The sequence below is a fragment of the uncultured Tessaracoccus sp. genome (assembly GCF_947255005.1).
In the GTDB taxonomy this organism is placed as follows: Bacteria; Actinomycetota; Actinomycetes; order Propionibacteriales; family Propionibacteriaceae; genus Arachnia.
Genome location: NZ_CAMYFI010000048.1, coordinates 1 through 16,823, shown reverse-complemented (window position 1 = coordinate 16,823; position 16,823 = coordinate 1). Strand labels below are relative to the sequence as shown.

16 protein-coding genes and 1 pseudogene are annotated in these 16,823 nt (G+C 63.0%); 10 read left to right on the top strand and 7 right to left on the bottom strand.

Features of this window, described 5'->3' with window-relative positions; genetic code table 11:
- Positions 1-224 (bottom strand): annotated as a pseudogene (locus tag Q0X61_RS09780) (hypothetical protein); the annotation flags it as partial.
- A 163-nt stretch (positions 225-387) separates the two neighbouring features.
- Between Q0X61_RS09780 and Q0X61_RS09775 the strand changes: the two are divergent.
- From Q0X61_RS09775 to Q0X61_RS09760, 4 genes are all read left to right on the top strand, one after another.
- Entirely contained in the window at positions 388-696 is a 309-nt protein-coding gene (locus tag Q0X61_RS09775) for a type II toxin-antitoxin system YoeB family toxin (protein WP_297742341.1), read from the top strand.
- A gap of 29 nt (positions 697-725) precedes the next feature.
- Complete coding sequence (locus Q0X61_RS09770) at positions 726-1,796, top strand: ImmA/IrrE family metallo-endopeptidase (RefSeq protein WP_297742340.1); 1,071 nt, start codon at positions 726-728, stop codon at positions 1,794-1,796.
- A 9-nt stretch (positions 1,797-1,805) separates the two neighbouring features.
- Positions 1,806-2,456: a hypothetical protein gene (locus tag Q0X61_RS09765; protein WP_297742339.1), complete on the top strand. Its 651-nt coding sequence runs from the start codon at positions 1,806-1,808 to the stop codon at positions 2,454-2,456.
- A 415-nt stretch (positions 2,457-2,871) separates the two neighbouring features.
- Positions 2,872-3,516 carry a hypothetical protein gene (locus Q0X61_RS09760; protein WP_297742338.1) on the top strand — a complete coding sequence of 215 codons (645 nt, stop codon included), beginning with the start codon at positions 2,872-2,874 and terminating at the stop codon, positions 3,514-3,516.
- A 27-nt stretch (positions 3,517-3,543) separates the two neighbouring features.
- Here Q0X61_RS09760 and Q0X61_RS09755 read toward each other — a convergent pair whose 3' ends face one another.
- Entirely contained in the window at positions 3,544-3,840 is a 297-nt protein-coding gene (locus tag Q0X61_RS09755) for a hypothetical protein (protein WP_297742337.1), read from the bottom strand.
- A 249-nt stretch (positions 3,841-4,089) separates the two neighbouring features.
- Here Q0X61_RS09755 and Q0X61_RS09750 point away from each other — a divergent pair, with 249 nt between their 5' ends.
- The gene (locus Q0X61_RS09750) at positions 4,090-4,521 is read left to right on the top strand and encodes a hypothetical protein (protein ID WP_297742336.1); all 432 of its coding nucleotides are present in this window, start codon (positions 4,090-4,092) and stop codon (positions 4,519-4,521) included.
- Between the two features lie 182 nt (positions 4,522-4,703).
- Positions 4,704-4,901, top strand: a complete 198-nt coding sequence (locus Q0X61_RS09745; protein WP_297742335.1) for a hypothetical protein — start codon at positions 4,704-4,706, stop codon at positions 4,899-4,901.
- 499 nt (positions 4,902-5,400) lie between these two features.
- On the opposite strand, the gene Q0X61_RS09740 is transcribed toward Q0X61_RS09745, so the two are convergent.
- Positions 5,401-6,762 (bottom strand): MFS transporter, encoded by a 1,362-nt coding sequence (locus tag Q0X61_RS09740; protein ID WP_367270735.1) that lies wholly within the window; start codon positions 6,760-6,762, stop codon positions 5,401-5,403.
- Positions 6,763-6,940: 178 nt separating this feature from the next.
- Here Q0X61_RS09740 and Q0X61_RS09735 point away from each other — a divergent pair, with 178 nt between their 5' ends.
- Complete coding sequence (locus Q0X61_RS09735; protein WP_297742334.1) at positions 6,941-8,224, top strand: citrate synthase; 1,284 nt, start codon at positions 6,941-6,943, stop codon at positions 8,222-8,224.
- Between the two features lie 99 nt (positions 8,225-8,323).
- On the opposite strand, the gene Q0X61_RS09730 is transcribed toward Q0X61_RS09735, so the two are convergent.
- Both Q0X61_RS09730 and Q0X61_RS09725 read right to left on the bottom strand, forming a co-directional pair.
- The gene (locus Q0X61_RS09730; protein WP_297742333.1) at positions 8,324-9,118 is read right to left on the bottom strand and encodes an HAD hydrolase family protein; all 795 of its coding nucleotides are present in this window, start codon (positions 9,116-9,118) and stop codon (positions 8,324-8,326) included.
- A gap of 116 nt (positions 9,119-9,234) precedes the next feature.
- Complete coding sequence (locus Q0X61_RS09725) at positions 9,235-10,380, bottom strand: hypothetical protein (RefSeq protein WP_297742332.1); 1,146 nt, start codon at positions 10,378-10,380, stop codon at positions 9,235-9,237.
- A 97-nt stretch (positions 10,381-10,477) separates the two neighbouring features.
- Between Q0X61_RS09725 and Q0X61_RS09720 the strand changes: the two genes are divergently transcribed.
- Positions 10,478-12,277: an ABC transporter ATP-binding protein gene (locus tag Q0X61_RS09720; protein ID WP_297742331.1), complete on the top strand. Its 1,800-nt coding sequence runs from the start codon at positions 10,478-10,480 to the stop codon at positions 12,275-12,277.
- Positions 12,278-12,428: 151 nt separating this feature from the next.
- Here the strand turns inward: Q0X61_RS09720 and Q0X61_RS09715 are convergent, their stop codons facing one another.
- A complete protein-coding gene (locus Q0X61_RS09715; RefSeq protein ID WP_297742330.1) occupies positions 12,429-14,015 on the bottom strand; it encodes an aspartate:alanine exchanger family transporter in 1,587 nt (528 codons plus the stop codon).
- 89 nt (positions 14,016-14,104) lie between these two features.
- Positions 14,105-15,619: an FGGY-family carbohydrate kinase gene (locus Q0X61_RS09710; protein ID WP_297742329.1), complete on the bottom strand. Its 1,515-nt coding sequence runs from the start codon at positions 15,617-15,619 to the stop codon at positions 14,105-14,107.
- Between the two features lie 157 nt (positions 15,620-15,776).
- On the opposite strand from Q0X61_RS09710, the gene Q0X61_RS09705 reads away from it, so the two are divergent.
- Together Q0X61_RS09705 and Q0X61_RS09700 are read left to right on the top strand one after the other, a co-directional pair.
- The gene (locus Q0X61_RS09705; RefSeq protein WP_297742328.1) at positions 15,777-16,190 is read left to right on the top strand and encodes a hypothetical protein; all 414 of its coding nucleotides are present in this window, start codon (positions 15,777-15,779) and stop codon (positions 16,188-16,190) included.
- A gap of 168 nt (positions 16,191-16,358) precedes the next feature.
- On the top strand, positions 16,359-16,823 hold a 465-nt coding region (locus Q0X61_RS09700), incomplete at its 3' end, for an SAF domain-containing protein (RefSeq protein ID WP_297742327.1).

Below are 16,823 nucleotides of genomic sequence, written 5' to 3'. Positions count from 1 at the left end.
TGGACCAAAGCCCTCAACGAACTCGCACTACGCGCTACCCCGAACGATTCCCCCACCAAACCACCTAGAAACCGACCACTTACACAAACAACTCGACAAGCTCCACGAAGCTGCTGCAGGGCATGATCCCGATTCCAGCCAGTCACCGCGACTACCTGATCCAAAATCAGGCCCTTGTCTTTCTTCGACGCCGCTGTGTCAGCGGCAGCGTACTTCTTGGTCACCTCAAACCGAGCCTGCAACGACAATCCCTCACAATTCATACCCCACGATTGCTGCCACGGCAGCCATTTCGCGGGGAGAAACCTGTGAGGCACGGCCCTTAACGCCCGGGGACCATGTGCGAGTATCGTCGCCCCCTTGCTTGCATGTTACCACTTTGGTAACATGATCGACGTGGAGATTCGCTACTCGTCTAGGGAGATCCAACGAATCTGCACTGAAGCGCGCTACATGCAGAAGCAGCTCGGCGCACCAACGGCCAAGAAACTGAAGCTCCGCATCGCGGAGCTCATGAGCGCGATCGCCATGGACGACCTGCTTCTCGGCGTCGGCCGGTGGGAACGCCTCCATGGAGACCGGCAAGGACAGTGGTCTGCGAGATTGACCGCCAATTGGCGACTGATCGTCGAGCCACTCGAAGCCGAAGTAGTCGCGGTCTTGGTCGTTGAGATCGTCGATTATCACCGAAGGTAGGAATGGAAATGCAGATAGGAGGACCGAGCATGGACGTCGTGTTTCCTGACTTCATTGTCACCACCGGCGATTTCATCGAAGAGTGGATGGAGGACGAGCAGATCAACGCAGCGGAGCTCTCGCGCCGTCTGGGCACTTCGCGCAAGCATGTGAGCCAGCTCCTCAGCGGCAAGGCTTCCCTTTCGCATTCCATGGCCCTGGCTCTCGAGCGTGTCACGGGCATCCCTGCGCGCATCTGGAACCAGTACGAAGCTGGCTATCGCAGTGCCCTCGCTCGTCAGGACGAGAAGGCAGCGTTCGCTCAGCAGTACGAAAAGGCAAAGGTGTTCCCGCTGTCCTACCTTCGGAAGTGGGGTTTTATCCAGTCGCCAGCACGTGACAAGGCAGGCACCGTTCGCGAATTGCTGAATCTCCTACGAGTCGCAAGCTTGGATGCCTTCGAGACGACGTGGGCAGAGGGAAGTGTCGCGTATCGACGAGTGGCTGTAGGCGGAGACAAGTCGCACGCGTTGGCCACTTGGCTCGCTCTCGCCGAGACCAACGAAGTGTTCACCAACCTCCCGTCCTTCAACGAGGAGATGCTGCGTGACGCCTTGCCGCGGCTCCGAGCACAGACTCGCAAGGATCCGATGGTAGGAGTCAGCCGGGCGCGAGATATCCTGCGAGAGTGTGGAGTGGCGCTGGAGCTCATCCCCGCCGTTCCCGGTCTGGGTGTGCATGGGGCCACCCGTTGGCTCAATGGCCACCCCATCATCCAGCTGTCCCTCTTGGGCAAGAGCGACGATCAGGTCTGGTTCACCGTCTTCCACGAGGTCGGGCACGTCCTCCTGCACAGCAAGACTGCCTTGTTCGTTGAGGGCCAGAACATGGAAGGCGACGCGGAGCACGAGGCGAATACCTTCGCATCCGATCTTCTGGTCCCACCGGAGCGACGTGATGAGCTGCCGCGATCCCGCAACCTTGATGCCATCCAGTCGCTCGCCGACGAATTGGGCATTGCCCCGAGCATCGTGCTCGGGCAAGCTCAGCGAGCCACGGGTGACTTCGCATGGGGCCACAAGCTTAAGCGCAAGGTTGAATTCGTTCCGACACCCCGATGAGACGGATTTGTGATCACCATGGGATTGTCAGACGTTGCCATGCTGATCTTCACAGCCCTTGGTTGGATCGCAGCGGTGGTGTTCGGAGTCCATGGCATGGCAACGTCCAACCGATCCGCGAGAGCGGCCCAACGTTCTGCCGACATCGCGGCTGAACAATATGAGGCAACGCTAGCCAGCAACCGCGCCGCTCAGCAGCCCCAAGTCTGGGCAGACATTCGTGCGAGCGAAGACGGAGGGACTCTGGAGGTCGTTGTCGGAAACAGCGGGTCAACAATCGCTCGAGATGTATCCGTAACCTTTGATCCGACGTTGGTCTCCACGGCACCAGACGATGCCAGGGACGACGCCGCTGAGGTCGAGTCCCGCTGTCACGATGGGCTCGGCTCTCTACCGCCCGGCCGAGTCTTCCGATGGAGTTTGGGAATCGTTTGGAAGCATTTTCCTGATAACGGCGTGGCACCAGTTCCTGCGTACAAAGTCACGATCAAGGGGCTTAATGCCGAAGGCGATCCGCTTCCACCTCTTGAGTACGTCATCAACATGGAGGATCTCAAGCACCAATCAGCAACGCCGAGAGGATTGGCGAGAGTTGAAGCTCCCCTTAAGAAGGTTGCCGACTCGCTGAGGCGGATCGAAAGCAAGATGCCCCCAAGGTGACGTTGCAGAGAGGAGAAGGGGCCTGCGCTAGTCCACGCGGAAACCCGCAGGGCATGGGGATATCGACGATAATGTCTCGGCTGAGGCAGGCTCCTTGACGACTCGCCAAGATCGAGCGCGCTCCACTGGCCCACCGGTTTCTCTCCGCCACCATTTCCCATCGCCATCGCGAAAAACGATCCTCAGCGTCGGGCGGTTCGGCAGCAAGTCGGGGGCTGAGAACCCATCTCAAACCTCAACCGGCCACCACCAAAACCCAAACCCACAAACAACCCCTTCCAACAAACAGGTGTTGCCACTACCCCTAGAACCCGCCACCCAAAAGATCAGCCCACACCGAGCAGATTCGGGCACCCAGAGCAACGCATGTAGACGTCACGTTGAAGACGCAAGATCATGTACATACCGTCGAGATATGAACAATAAGATTGCCATCACAGCTATCACGGTCCTCGCCGTCTCGACGCTCGCCGCGTGTGGAGGCGATACAGAACAGTCCACCACCGGTGAACGCGCTACCCCACAGACGACGGCTTCAGCCTCCACCGCCGAGAGCCCCGAACAAGGAGAGACGCCGTCAGCTTCGCCATCCTCCAGCGAACCCGCAGAGGAGAAATCTCCTGCGCAGCCCCAGCCTGAGCCCGGTTCCCCCGAGGATGCCGCCCTGGCCCGCAGCATCGCGGTGAAGCAAGTAGCGGCAGAAGGCCACGACGATGGGGTGGTCGTCGCACAGGATTTGGAAGAGAGCAACGACCGGTGGGAGGTTGACGTTCTCGCCGCGAATAAGCGCTACGAAGTGCATGTAAGCACCGCCGATTCCTCTGCAAAAATCGACGAAATTGAAGATGCCGACGATGAGGATCGGGCCGCTGCGAAGGCTGCTGTCACCATCGCTGCTGCCATCGACGCCGCCGTTGCACACACCGCAGGCATCATCGAAAACGTGGACTGGGAAGACGACGGGCATTGGCAGGTAGAGATCCGTCCTGATGGATCCAACGACGAGGTGGAGCTCAACGTCGACCCGAAATCTGGGTCTGTGTCTAAAGAAGACGACTAGTACTATCAGCCCGCACCCGCTCGAAGATCAACTCACGGTGCTCCCAGTCGGGCAAGACGGGCTGGACTTCACCCTTTCCGTGCTCCCACCCGCGCGCACCAGCACGGGCAGGCGGTCGAGCGGGGCGTCGAGTTCCACCCGCCGCCCAGGCTCGATGAACTCGCCCGGGCGATAAAACTCATACCAGCCGATCCCACCGTCGGGCAGGTAGACGTGGTGCCGTCGCTCGCCCTCGTCGACGACACTCGCCAAACGCCGGAGGGCCCCGCGCAAACGGGAACAAAAAGAATGCTGGAACCCACGGTTTCGGGTGGGTTCCAGCATTCCTTATTCATCCAATCCACATCACGGCGGTGTAGAGCGTCAAGAACAGCGACGGAGCCCGGCCCTCCGCCCTGGAAGAGCTGTGCAGCACAGGCATCTTGCGGCGCTCCCGCCGGCAACGAATCGTGCTCTACCAATGCGACGAGGTGCTCGACCTGGTCACCCTGGCCGAACGTCGACTGGTCAGCACACCAAAAATGTCAGAGGTGCTTGCGAAGCTAGAGGCACGTCGAGAAAAGGAGAGTGCGCATGTCCACAATGATGTTGAACCAGCTCATAATTGATGAGCTCACTCAGATTTTGGCTGTACCGGATCCGAAGCCATCAGATCCTTGGCGGTACGTGATTGCTAGCCAGAAATCCTCAGCAAAGCGCGACGGGGTGCTGCAGTCCGTCGGGCAGCTCCGAGACCTCCTCGCATCGCTGGCAGACAAGGCGTTCATCATTGTCAGCAAGCCCTCTCAGCTGGGCGTGTTCACGCAAGCGCTACGCACGGGCTCGCGATATGTGACTGAGTGCAGCATCCCCAACGAGATGGGCAATTTACTGCACCAGTACCACGACGGCGACGGCAACCTTCCGCTAGAGCTCGCGCATCTCGTCATGGGCGCCTACGTCATACGCGGAGGCCGGCTCCCCGTCGATTGGCAGGGCAAGCCCCCGGCCACCATGCAGTACTAACTGCATAACGAAGGCTCCTGGCTGTATGAGGCCATTCAGCTGATGGCAGCAGCACCGCCCAGCTGTTGCCGAGCGGGATGCGGTTCGAAGTCGAAGAAGTATACGAAGCGAAATGGAAAGATGCAGACGGCACGCTCGGCACACGTCGGGTGATCCGTCTCCGAGAACAATAGGAGAACACCATGACAAAGAACAACGATCAGCAGCCGGCCGCGTCAAAGAAGCCGAAGAATCAGCGCTGGCCATATCGCAAGCGTTATCTCCCCAGCGGACGAGAAGAGATCTTCATGCACCCAGACATTAGTCAGGGACGGGTCGGGCTGTCACCGCTGCGGCTGGGGGAGCAGCGTCGCGACGCATCCGATGGCGAGGAGCAGTAACACCCGTGTTGGTGTGGCGCACAACACTCCTGGGCGCTGCTGCCTGTGTAGCCACCGGCCTCGGGTTATGAGACGCCGGGTGCTCCCCGTGCGAGCTAGGAGCACCCGTAATTGGAGATTGAGCAGAAGCGACCCCGACCTTTTGCGGAACTGCCTCGCACCTGTCACCTGCGGACAAATAAGACGTCTTCTGATCGCGCCCCACAGAGGGTGTGAAACCCGTCGATGCAGCCCTGCAACCGACAGGCGCTGATTGTTGGTTGCGGCATCCCAGCGGTGGCTACATTCGGTAGATATAAGCAATGCTGGAACCCACCTAAACCGGTGGGTTCCAGCATTCTTAAGGGCGAGTTTCGCGTTGCTGCAGTCGATCTCCAGTGCCGCAACTCTTCACCTTCGACACACCCGGCGCGTGCTCAGCAGGAGAGGTCACTCGAAAGATGCCCTCGGAGCGACGTGGTGCATCTGTTGGCCGGCGACGGCACCCACCCTCGATCAGTCACGCCGTGGGCGACGCTCCCACGTGCAGCGCGCGCTCGCGGGCGTGCTTCGGATCCTTGATCGGAATGAGCACGACGAGCCCCAAGCCCAGCACGACGACGATGCCCAAAATGCCGGCGTACTGCACCGACTTCTCATCTCCCCCGCTCAGCATGGCGGCGAGCGAAATGGACACCGCCCACGCCGTCGACGACAGGAAGCTCACCGCGCGACCCGTCGTCGCGTACAAGCCGAAAATCTCGCCCGTCTGCCCCTCGGGCGCGAGCCTGGCGAGGTAGGAGCGCGACGCCGACTGCGCCGGCCCGACGAACAGTGTCAGCAACAACCCACACACCCAGAACACGATCTTCCCCTGCGCGTGCAGGAAGAACACCAGCAACCCCAGCACCACCATCGACACGAGCGAGAACGTGATGACGGCCTTCGGCCCGAGCTTGTCGTCGAGCATGCCGAACAGCAGCGTCGAGAGCCCCGCGACGAGGTTGGCGGCCACGCCGAAAATCAGCACCTCGGTGAACTCGAACTGGAACGTGCCGCTGGCGAGAATGGCGCCGAACGTGAACACACCCGCCAAGCCATCGCGGAACACCGCGGACGCGACGAGGAAGTACAGCGTCGCGCGTGAACTGTGCCATAGCCGCTTGATCGAGCGGCCCAACTCCGCATACGCGCCCACCACACCGACGCGCTCGTGCGGCGTGGCCGGTTTGCGGTCTTTCAACATCACAAAAATGGGGATCGAAAACACCGCCGTCCAGGCGCCGCACAAAAGCATGGCGGTGCGGATCCCGTCGGGTTTCGTCACCGGCAACGTGGCGACAATGAGCACCAAAATGGTGATGCCACCCAGGTACCCCATGCCCCAGCCAAGCCCGGATACGCGCCCCACGTTCTCGGGCGTCGAAACCTGGTCAATCGCCGAGTAGTAGTTGACGTTCGCGATCTCCGCGACGACGTTGCCCGCCCCCAGCAGCACCACGCCGAGCCAGAAGTACTGCGGCGACGGAGCGACGAACCACAGCGACGCAGAGATCACCGCGAGGAGCACCGTCGTGATGAGGAGGTTGCGCATGCGGTGCCCGGAGCGGTCGGAACCCTGGCCCAGCACCGGCGCGAGCAGCGCGATGATCACACCGACGGCGGCCATCGCCCACCCGTAGTCGATGGAGAGTTTGTCCGTGTCGGCACCGAACGCGGAGCTCGTGATGTAGACACCAAATACGAAGGTGGTGATCACCGTCGCGAACGGCTGCGTCGCCCAATCCCACAACGCCCACGACACCACCTTGGCTGTACTGGCTTTCGTGGAGCGCAGGGCCTCCCCTGGAACCATCTCGGTATTCGTCATAGCTTCCGGCACCCGCACTACGCTAACCCCTCCAGATGAACAATGGGTGAAGTCGGGGAAACCCGCGCGTGATGGTGGGAGAGCGTTCAACCAACACCTTCCTGGAAGCCCCCGGTGGCGCTAGTATCGGTGCGAATGAAGCCCCAGATGGCGCCATCGATGCTGCTGAACTCCAAGAAGGGAATGACAGATGACCAACGCGGTCCTAAAAATCGACGAAACCGAGGTAGAGCTGCCGGTAGTAAACGCCACCGACGGCAGTAGCGGCGTCAATATCGGAAAGGTGCTCGCCCAGACCGGCTACACCACGCTCGACACCGGGTTCGTCAACACCGCCTCTTGCCAGTCGTCCATCACCTACATCGACGGCGCCCACGGCGTGCTGCGCTACCGCGGCTACCCCATCGAGCAGCTCGCGGAGAAGTCGAGCTTCCTCGAAGTGTCGTACCTCCTGCTCTACGGCGAGCTGCCCACCAAGGAGCAGTACGGCAAGTTCACCGAAGAAGTGCACGACCGCATGATGCTCGACGAGCGCCTGCGCGAGCTGTACCGCTCCTTCCCGCGCGGCGCACACCCGATGATGGTGCTCTCCGCCGGCATCATGGCACTCGGCGCCTATAACCGGAAATACGTTGACCCGCACAACCCCGAGCACGTGCACGAGGCTTCGATGCGTCTCCTTGGCTCCATGCCGGCGCTGGCCGCGTCGGCCTACAAGTCGTCGGTGGGCGAACCCTTCCTGTACCCGAAGAAGAACCTCAGCTACGTCGAAAACTACCTGCGGCTGTCGTTCGGTACCCCGATGGAGGACTACGAGATCGACCCGGCCATCGTGAGCGCGTTCGAGACGCTGTTCATCCTGCACGCCGACCACGAGCAGAACTGCTCCACCGCGACGGTGCGTATGGTGGGTTCCTCCGACGCGAACCTCTACGCGTCGATTTCTTCCGGCGTCAATGCGCTGTCCGGCCCCCTGCACGGTGGCGCCAACCAGGCCGTGCTCGAGATGCTCGCGAACATCCGCGACAACGGCATGGACATCAAGGACTTCGTCGCCAAGGTGAAAGATAAGAAGTCGGGCGTCAAGCTCATGGGCTTCGGACACCGCGTGTACAAGAACTACGACCCGCGCGCGAAAATCATCAAGGGCCACGCCGACCGCCTCCTGCGCGGCTCGGGCCAAAACAACGCGCTGCTCGACATGGCGCTCGAACTCGAAGAGGCCGCGCTGAACGACGAGTACTTCATCGAGCGCAAGCTGTACCCGAACGTCGATTTCTACACCGGCCTCATCTACGAGGCCATGGGCTTCCCGGCCCAGTACTTCACCGCACTGTTCGCGCTGGGCCGTCTCCCCGGATGGATCGCCCAGTGGCAGGAAGAGCACGCCGACCCGGCCCGCAAGATCGGCCGCCCGCGCCAGGTCTACATTGGTGCAGGCGAGCGCGAGTACGTGCCGCTCGAGCAGCGCTGAGCTTCACTAGAACGCTACGAAGCCCCGGGTCTCGCTTGAGCCCGGGGCTTCGCGCTGCGTGAAGCAACAGTATGTTCGCTGCGAGCGACCCACCAGGTGTCACAGGCCGAGCACGCGGCGGATGGCGTCGCGCCCGGCGGCGGTGTCGTCGACGTTGTAGCGCTGCGCTGACTGCGACGGGGTGACGGCGTCGTCGGTGAGTGGCGCGACGCACACCGCGGCGCCCGCGAGGGAGAGCATGCCCTTGTCGTTCTCGCCATCACCCATCGCGACGACGCGCTCCCATTCGACACCGAGGGCGCGGCGGATGCGGTCGCCGCCCTTGTCGTGGTGCGCGTCCTCCGTCACCAAGTCGAGGTGCCGCTCCCCCGACTGCACGAGCGCGGTTCCCGGCACGTCGAGGCGTTCCCGAATGGGGCCAGCCGCGGTCGAATCCGGCAGCAGGAACAACACCTTGGCGACGGTGTCTGCCTCCGCGCGCAGGTCGGTGACGCGGGGAGCATCGCCGACGGCGCGCGTCTCCAGACTGGTGCCCTCGGTGTCGCTGTCGATCAGCCACTCGTTCGTCGTGAAACACCACGGCTCGATGCCAAGCTCATCGGCCACGTCGAGCGCGCGGTGCACGGCGTCAGCGGGCAACAGGCTGCGATCGATCACGTCCCACGTCTCCCCATCCCGACGAAGCACCACCCCACCCGAGCAACTCGCGAGGTACTCGATCTCGGGATGACCATGCACGAGTTCGATCATCGAACCCGTGGGGCGCCCTGAGCACAGCGCGACGTGGAGGCCGGCGTCGTGCAGGTCGGCAATGAGTTCGAGCGCGCCGGGGTTCCAGCGCTTGCCTGTGCGGAGGGTGCCATCAACATCGAGCAACGCAAGTTCATAAGACATCAGCTACTCCCAGGTGCGAGGTTCATCGAATGCGAGCGGTGAGCTCACGCTGCCTGAGTGTAGCCAGCCCGCTTCGCACCCGGCGATCTACCTGAGGTTGCGCGACTGAGCGCACACTAGATCGACAACACCTGCCCTGAGACCCCGATATTCCCTTCTGGAGTGCGCTCAGTCGACTTCTCCGATGTTGCCTCGGCCTCCGTGGCGGCGTCCCTGCCCACCGCTGCCATGGTGCGAATGAACAGCACCATCCACACCAGCACGGTACTAACCGCCAGCATCTCGAACCCCGTGGTGCCGAGATAGCGCACACCTTTAAACAGGTACGCGAGCAGCGCGACGAACACCACGATGAGCAGCGACACCACCCGAAACCCCCAAGGAATGCCCCTCAGGATTACCGGCGCCACCAGCGCGAGCGCGAAGAATGCCCCCACCGCCACATACGTCGTGAACAGGTGACCCGCGTGCGAAACGTTCACCGGGATGAGCCCAATCCCGCCCAAGGCGAGGCCCATGACCATGAGCCCGATGCTCACCGCACTAGACTTCCACCGCCCTTGCCTCGTAGCAGCGAGCCACCCTCGCATGTCGTAGGCGAGGATGTCGGCCATCGTGGCGATCACAACGCCGGTCAGAATGAGCGTGTAGTTAAACGTGAACCCTGCAAGCCCCGACGCCATCCCGAGGCTCGAAAAGTGAATCTGCCACCAGAATTGATCCGACGCGTTCACGGCGCTCATCATCGCGCCCATCACGAGAAACGCCGACACCACCACCGACAGCGACTCCAACGTCAATCGCGCCGCCACGCTCGCCGCGAAGTAAGCACTCACGCCGCACGCGAGCGCGATAAACGCGGTGCCCGACCACACGTCGAAGCGCAAACCGAAGAACGCAGCATCCACGACGCGGTTGAACGCACGCATCAACAAGAAGGTGAGCGACCCCACCAACAGCGTCAGCCCGACGGTGTGCACCGCCCGGCGCAGCACGCCCGCCCCTTGGTACCACGACGGGTGCACGAACCACAGCCAGGAGAGGAGGAACACCACCCCTGCGACGATCCCCGCGGTCATGTCGGAAATCGACGCCACACTCACCCAGCCACTGCCCTGGAACGCGGTGAAATCTTTCAGCACCACAAGCCCGACGGTTACCCCCACAGCAAGCCCGCCCGCGCCCAAGAAGAGGGCGACGTTTTCGAGATGTCCGCTGTGGCGTTCTACTGATTCGACGTTGCGGGTCTCGACTTCGGTCAAGGTCCGTCCCTCCTGCGTCATGATCCTTGTCAATGCTAGTCAGCCAGGAGTGAACCTCAACCCACTTCCGCAGCACCCGCAGCTATGGTGACTACACGTGAAGAACATTGTGCGGATCCTTACTGGCGCGCGTGAGCTGTGGCCGCTGTACCTGGGCATCATCCTCGGTGCGATTGCCACCACGGCCACCACGCTGCTGATGCCCTTCCTCATCGCCGACGCGACGCAGACCGTCGTCGATATGGCGACGAACAAGCGCGCGCCATCCGCGACACCGTTGATTCGCATCGCGGTCCTGCTGCTGGTGGTCATGGCGACGAACTCCATCGTCACGAACATCACGGGCTACCTGGGCGACCTCATGAGCACCCGGGTGCGCCAGATCCTCTCCCACAGCTACTTTGACAAGCTGCTTCGCATGCCGCAGCGCTACTTCGACACCGAGCTCACCGGCACGATCATCTCCAAACTGGACCGCTCGATCACGACGATCTCCCAGTTCCTCCAGGTGTTCTCCAACAGCTTCTTCACCACCATATTGACCATCCTGGTGGTGCTCGTCGTCGCCGCGATCCACTCCCCGTGGCTTGCGCTGCTGCTGTTCATCATCTACCCCACCTTCATCTGGCTCACGGCTCTGACGAGCCGGAAATGGCAGGTGTGGGAGAAGCAAAAGAATGAGCACTACGACGTCGCGGGCGGGCGCTTCGCGGAGGTCGTCGGGCAGCTGCGCGTCGTGAAGTCGTTCACCGCCGAACGCGCCGAACTCGATAGCTTCGACGATCACTACCGCGAGGCCGTGAAGCTCACCACCGGGCAGTCCAGGTATTGGCACAAAATGGACGTGGCTAGGCGCGGCGCCCTCGACGTCGTGTTCTTCCTCGTCTACCTCATTATTTTTGTGGCGACCGCGCAGGGGGCCTTCTCGATCGGATCGATGGTGCTGCTCATCCAGCTCATCGAGCTAGCAAAGGCGCCTGTTACGTCGATGAGCTACTACGTCGACACCCTGCAACGCGCGATCACGGGCAGCGCCGAGTATTACAAGGTGATGGACCAGCCCGACGAGCCACTCAACGCCCTCGACGATGCCCCCTCGGCGCCGATCGAGTGGAGCTCAGCCGACCCGGTGATTGAGTTCCGCGACGTCGACTTCGGTTACGACGACGACCAGCTCGTGCTGCGCGACATCAACCTCGCCGTGCGACGCGGCGAGCGCATCGCCCTCGTCGGCGAGTCCGGCGGCGGTAAGTCGACGATGGTGAACCTGCTGATGAAGCTCTACTCCCCCACCTCCGGGCAGGTGCTGGTGCGCGGCAACGATGTGACGACGACGCCGACGAAGGCGCTGCGCGAGCAGATCGGCGTCGTGTTCCAGGACGCGAGCCTGTTCTCCGGCACCGTCCGGGAGAACCTGCACTACGGCGATCCTTCCGCCTCCGACGAGCAACTCCACGAGGTCATCCGACGGGCGAATGCGAACATGTTCGTGCGCAACCTCCCCGAAGGCCTCGACACCCAGATCGGCGAGCGGGGCGTGAAGCTCTCCGGCGGGCAGAAGCAGCGCCTCGCTGTCGCGCGCGCCATGCTGAAGGACGCACCGATCCTCGTCCTCGACGAGGCCACCTCCGCCCTCGACACCAAGGCCGAGCGTCAAGTGCAGGCTGGGCTCGACGAACTCATGACCGGCCGAACCGCCATCATCATCGCGCACCGGCTTTCGACGATCTCGTCCGTCGACCGCATCGTCACGTTGCGCGGCGGCAGCATCGACGAAGTGGGCTCCCCTGCGGAACTCGCGAAGACGAACGGCATCTACGCGCAGCTGTTGGCGCTGCAGGCGTCGGATTCCGCCACCGGGCGCAAGATCCTCAAGCGGTTCGGGCTCATCGGCTAGTCCCGAATGTGCGACTGAGCGCACTCCAGTTGCTGATTTTCGCCCCTCAGAGGGCATTTTCATGATCTGGAGTGCGCTCAGTCGCGCATCTGCGTTTACACGTTGCGCTGCGGCAGTGGCTGCTCGACGCCGAGTTGCGGCCCGCCGTGGTTTAGAAGGCGACCACGAACTGGACGAACATGATCTTCGCGATGATCCCCAGCGCGAAGAGGGCGGTGTAACCGGCGTCGGTGCGGTCGTCGTCGATGAGGGAATTGGCGTGGTTCAAGATGGCCGGCTGCCCGACGAGGCCCGCCATCGCGCCGGCGACGCGCGCCGTCGAATGCCCGAGGAGATAACCGAGCACCCAGAAGATTCCGAGCAGGATCACCAACGCGACGGCCGCGGTGAGGCCCACTTTGAGGCCGGTGAGGGAGAACGCTGTGGAGGCGAAGGCCTGCCCGCTGGAGAGGCCGACGCAGGCGAGGAAGAGCACGAGGCCGAGTTGACGGATAGTGAGGTTGGCGGCGTTGGGGATGGTCCATACGAGTGGGCCGGAGCGGTCGAGGTAGCCCAGGATCAGCCCGACGACGAGCGGCCCCGCGGCGCTGCCGAGCGCGATGGCGCCCGCGCCGAAGGGGATCGAGATCAGCCCGAGCGCGATGCCCAGCGCCATGCCGAGCCCCATGGAGAAGAAGTCGACTTCGGTGACCTTCCGCTCGCTGTCTCCGAACACGCCGGCCAACTCGTCGAGGCGCCCGGCGGGAGCGACGGCCAGCACGCGGTCACCCAGCTGGAGGCGCATCTCGGCGTGGGCGAGCAGTTCGGTGTCGCCGCGGCGCACGCGGGTGATGATGCCGTCGAAGCGAGCCGGGATGCGCAGCTCGTTCACGGTGCGGCCTGCGGTGCGCGGGTTGGAGACGACGAAGTGGCGGAAGTCGACTGAGCGGCGGTCGTGGAGGAGATGCTCCTTCACTTCTTGGCCGATCTGTTCCGCGGCGCGGTGCACACCGTCGGGTGTACCGACGAGCACCACGCGGTCGCCGCGGTGGAGGAGCTGGTCGGGGCGGGCGACGGTCATCTCGCCGTCGCGCATCATGTAGGAGATCCGCACCTCGCCGCCCACCTTGCCGGGGACTTCGGCGATGCCTGGCACGTCGTGGACGTAAATGTCGTCGTGGAGTTCGACGGTGATGGCTTCGAGCCGGGCGCGTGCGGCGTGGTCGGGGTCGTTGCGGGCGGGGAGCTTGGTGCGCGTCACGAAGGTGACCATGATCATCGTGATGATCACGCCGATGGGGTAGGTGATGGCGTAGCCCACGGCAGGTGCCGGGGAGCCGTCCGAGGCGCTTTGTGCCGCGGCGAGCGCGGGAGTGGTGGTGAGCGAGCCTGCGAACAGTCCGCCGCCCATGGCTGGGTCGATGCCGAGCAGCGCATCGGCGCCGACGATGAGCGCCGCGTATCCCCCCAGCAACACCACGGCGCCCAGCATGAGGGGAGCTTGTTTAGCGAAGTCGCGGAAGAACGACTCGCCCGCCGCCAAACCGATGGTGTAGACGAACAGCCCCAGCCCGATGGCTTGCACCAAACCGAGCCCTTCCCCGAGTGCGGGGTCGAGCGCACCCAGGGCCAGGCCGACGAACAAGGCGCCGGCCGGACCAAATCTCAAAGGGCCAAAGGGGATCGCACCGACGAGCGTGCCCAGCGCCACCGCCAGGAACAGTGTCAGCAGCGGTGCCCCAGCAAGGATCTCAACCACGCAGTTCATCCTACGGCGACGAGATTGTGGCGCACCTCGGGCCTCGAGTAACGATTCGCCTGGGGTACCTCGGTCTTGCCTCGACGAGGCTACTGCCGCAGCGCTTCCAGCCGAGGAAACACCCCCGACAATGCGTGGTAGAGCTCTCCTTGGACGTCAGCAATTGATGCGTATTCCTCCACCAACTCTGGCTGAGGTTCGATGGTGTCTCCTGGCTCAGCCATCTGCCTCGACATTTCTGGCACCGAGCGTTCAGCTACTGCACTGGCGGCCATCACGGCCGCGCCGAGGGCCGAGATTTCCTCACTCATACAGCGTTCGAGCGGTCGCGCCACACACGCCGCCATGATGCGACACCATAGGTCTGAACGCTGCCCGCCACCCATGATCCTGAGTTTTCGCATCGGTGTTCCGGTTTCGGCGTCGAGGGCCGCAAGGTTGCGACCAGTCTCCAAGCAGATGCCTTCCAGTAGTGATCGATACATGGCAGGCCTGCTGTGTGAGCCGGTGAAACCCACCATGGCTCCTCGGGCGAGCGGGTCCCAATGCGGCGACTGGACTGCATTCCAATACGGCAAGGTGAGCAGCCCATCAGCACCTGGGCGTACTTGGGCCGCCGCTTGCTCGAGTTCCGGGTCAGGGGCACCGTGGAGGGCTGGATCACCGAGCGCAGTGCGGAACCACTGCGCCAAGTGGGCACCCGAGTTCTGCACCACTTCCAACACATAGCTGCCTGGGATGCCTGCGACGTCGGTGCGATATACCTGGCTCCAGCGGTATTGGGAGGAATGAACCCCTGCGACAACGGCGGTGCCCATATTGAGATAACCCTCATCGGCCTCGGTGACCCCGGCGCCGAGCGCTGCGGCCTGACCATCTCCGCACCCTGCCACGACGGGAATCGGACCGGCTAGCCCCAGAGAGGAGGCAACGTCGGGAAGCATGGTACCGACGACGCTGGCCGCGGCCGCGAGATCAGGAAGTTGCTGGCGCCGTAGACCGCTCAACTCGAGGAGCTCGTCAGACCATTCCAGCCGGGCGAGATCACAGATGCCCAAACTGTCTGCTGTTGCCACGGAGTCAACCCACTGGCCTGTGAGTTTGTGCACCAGCCAGGAGTGCACTCCGACGACGCGTTGCGCGCTGCGCAGGAGTTCGCTCTCGTGATGGGCGAGCCATGCGATTTTGTAGATCGACGGAGTGACGTCGGGCTCGAACCCGGAAATCTGGTGGACGCGCGTTGACCCAATGCGCCGGACCTCATCCGACGCTCGCCCGTCCAGCCACAAAATGGCGTTGCGACGCGGGGTGCCATCATCGTCACACACCACGAACGTTTGACGCTGCGGGGTGATGCAGCACGCAGCTAGGCGGCGTCGGTCCTGCGGCTCAAGCTGCGCAACAGCATCGGCGATGGCCGAGAACGCGGCGTGTCCCCAATCTCGCGCGTCTTGTTCGTAGTGGTCTGGCGCGGGCTGGAGAATGTCGTATGTCGCCTTGCCAAGGGCGAAGACCTTCCCGTCCATGTCCGTGATGAGCGCTTTTGAGCCCGTTGTCGAGGAATCCAGACCAAGCACGAGCGGAGAATCAGGTTGTGGCGTCATGTGTCTACTATGCCAGCGTCGCATGGCCCACCATGCAGGGGGTATCCGGGCGGAGCTAACCCAATACTCACTTGCGTTTGTCGAAAACGCCCGAAATGAGGCTTTCGAGCAAGCGCAAGTGAGTATTGGGATAATGCTGGCCCGGTAGGGTGACGGTATGGCAGGTGGCGAACGCGCAGAAGCAGCACGGATCCGGCTCCAGTTGGCTGAGCAGCAGGCCAGGTCGGAGGCGCTGGAGGCGCAGGTGCTCATTGATGAGTTCGTGCGGCAAGCAAAGCAGCAGGGCCTCGCCCCCGTTCCCCTGAAAGCCACCACGTATAGCGGGGCCAAAGTGAAAACTGACAAGCGCGGATGGTACCTGCGTCAGAACCACTCCGTGGCCATCGACGAGGACGGCGGCTTCCATCACCTGGTGGTGGGCGGCGGCCTTAAAGAGCGCCTGCGCGGAGTGAAACTCCCCGGCACGCAACCCACCCTCGTGGTCGGGCGCGGCGGGCGTGACGGCGAGACGGGATACCTCCGCGAGTTCCTCCAGTGGGTGCTCGAGGGCAAGGTCAACCAATCTGACTAGGCTCATCGCCACACCACAGGGGTTTCCCACATTTTCCCACCGTTATCCACACAACCTGTGGATAACTAGGTCTGAATCCCCGAAATCTCGAAAAGTTTTCCACAGTTGTCGGAAAAAGGCTGAAGTGACCCCGTCGACCACATAGCTTTCATGGCGGAGGTGCCAGCTATGGGTGCAACTGAAGCTGACGCGAGGGCAACGAAGCTCCCCCGCCCCGACGCAGTGCAAATGCGTGCACGACGGAGCCCGAAACTCATCGCGGGTGGAGTGCTCGCCGTGGTACTCGGCGCGCTCGGATTCGCCTACATCTACCAGTCGTCGACGAACTACGCGTCGGTAGTCGCCGTGGCTCAACCCATCGCGCGCGGTTCCGTCGTCACGCAGGAGCAGTTGCGCGTCGTGCAGGTGCCGGCCGGGTTTTCGACGCAGACCCTCGCCGCGGATGCCCTCGACGACCTCGTCGGACACACCGCGCTCACAGATCTCCCGGTGGGGTCGTTCCCGCTGGCCTCCCACGTCGGCGACAACCCACTGCCCAGCGGCCAGGCGCTCGTCGGCCTGCGGCTCAGCCACGGCCAACTCCCCACTGCTGCCTTGCCGGCGGGCACAGCGGTGGAGCTGGTCGGAGTCGGT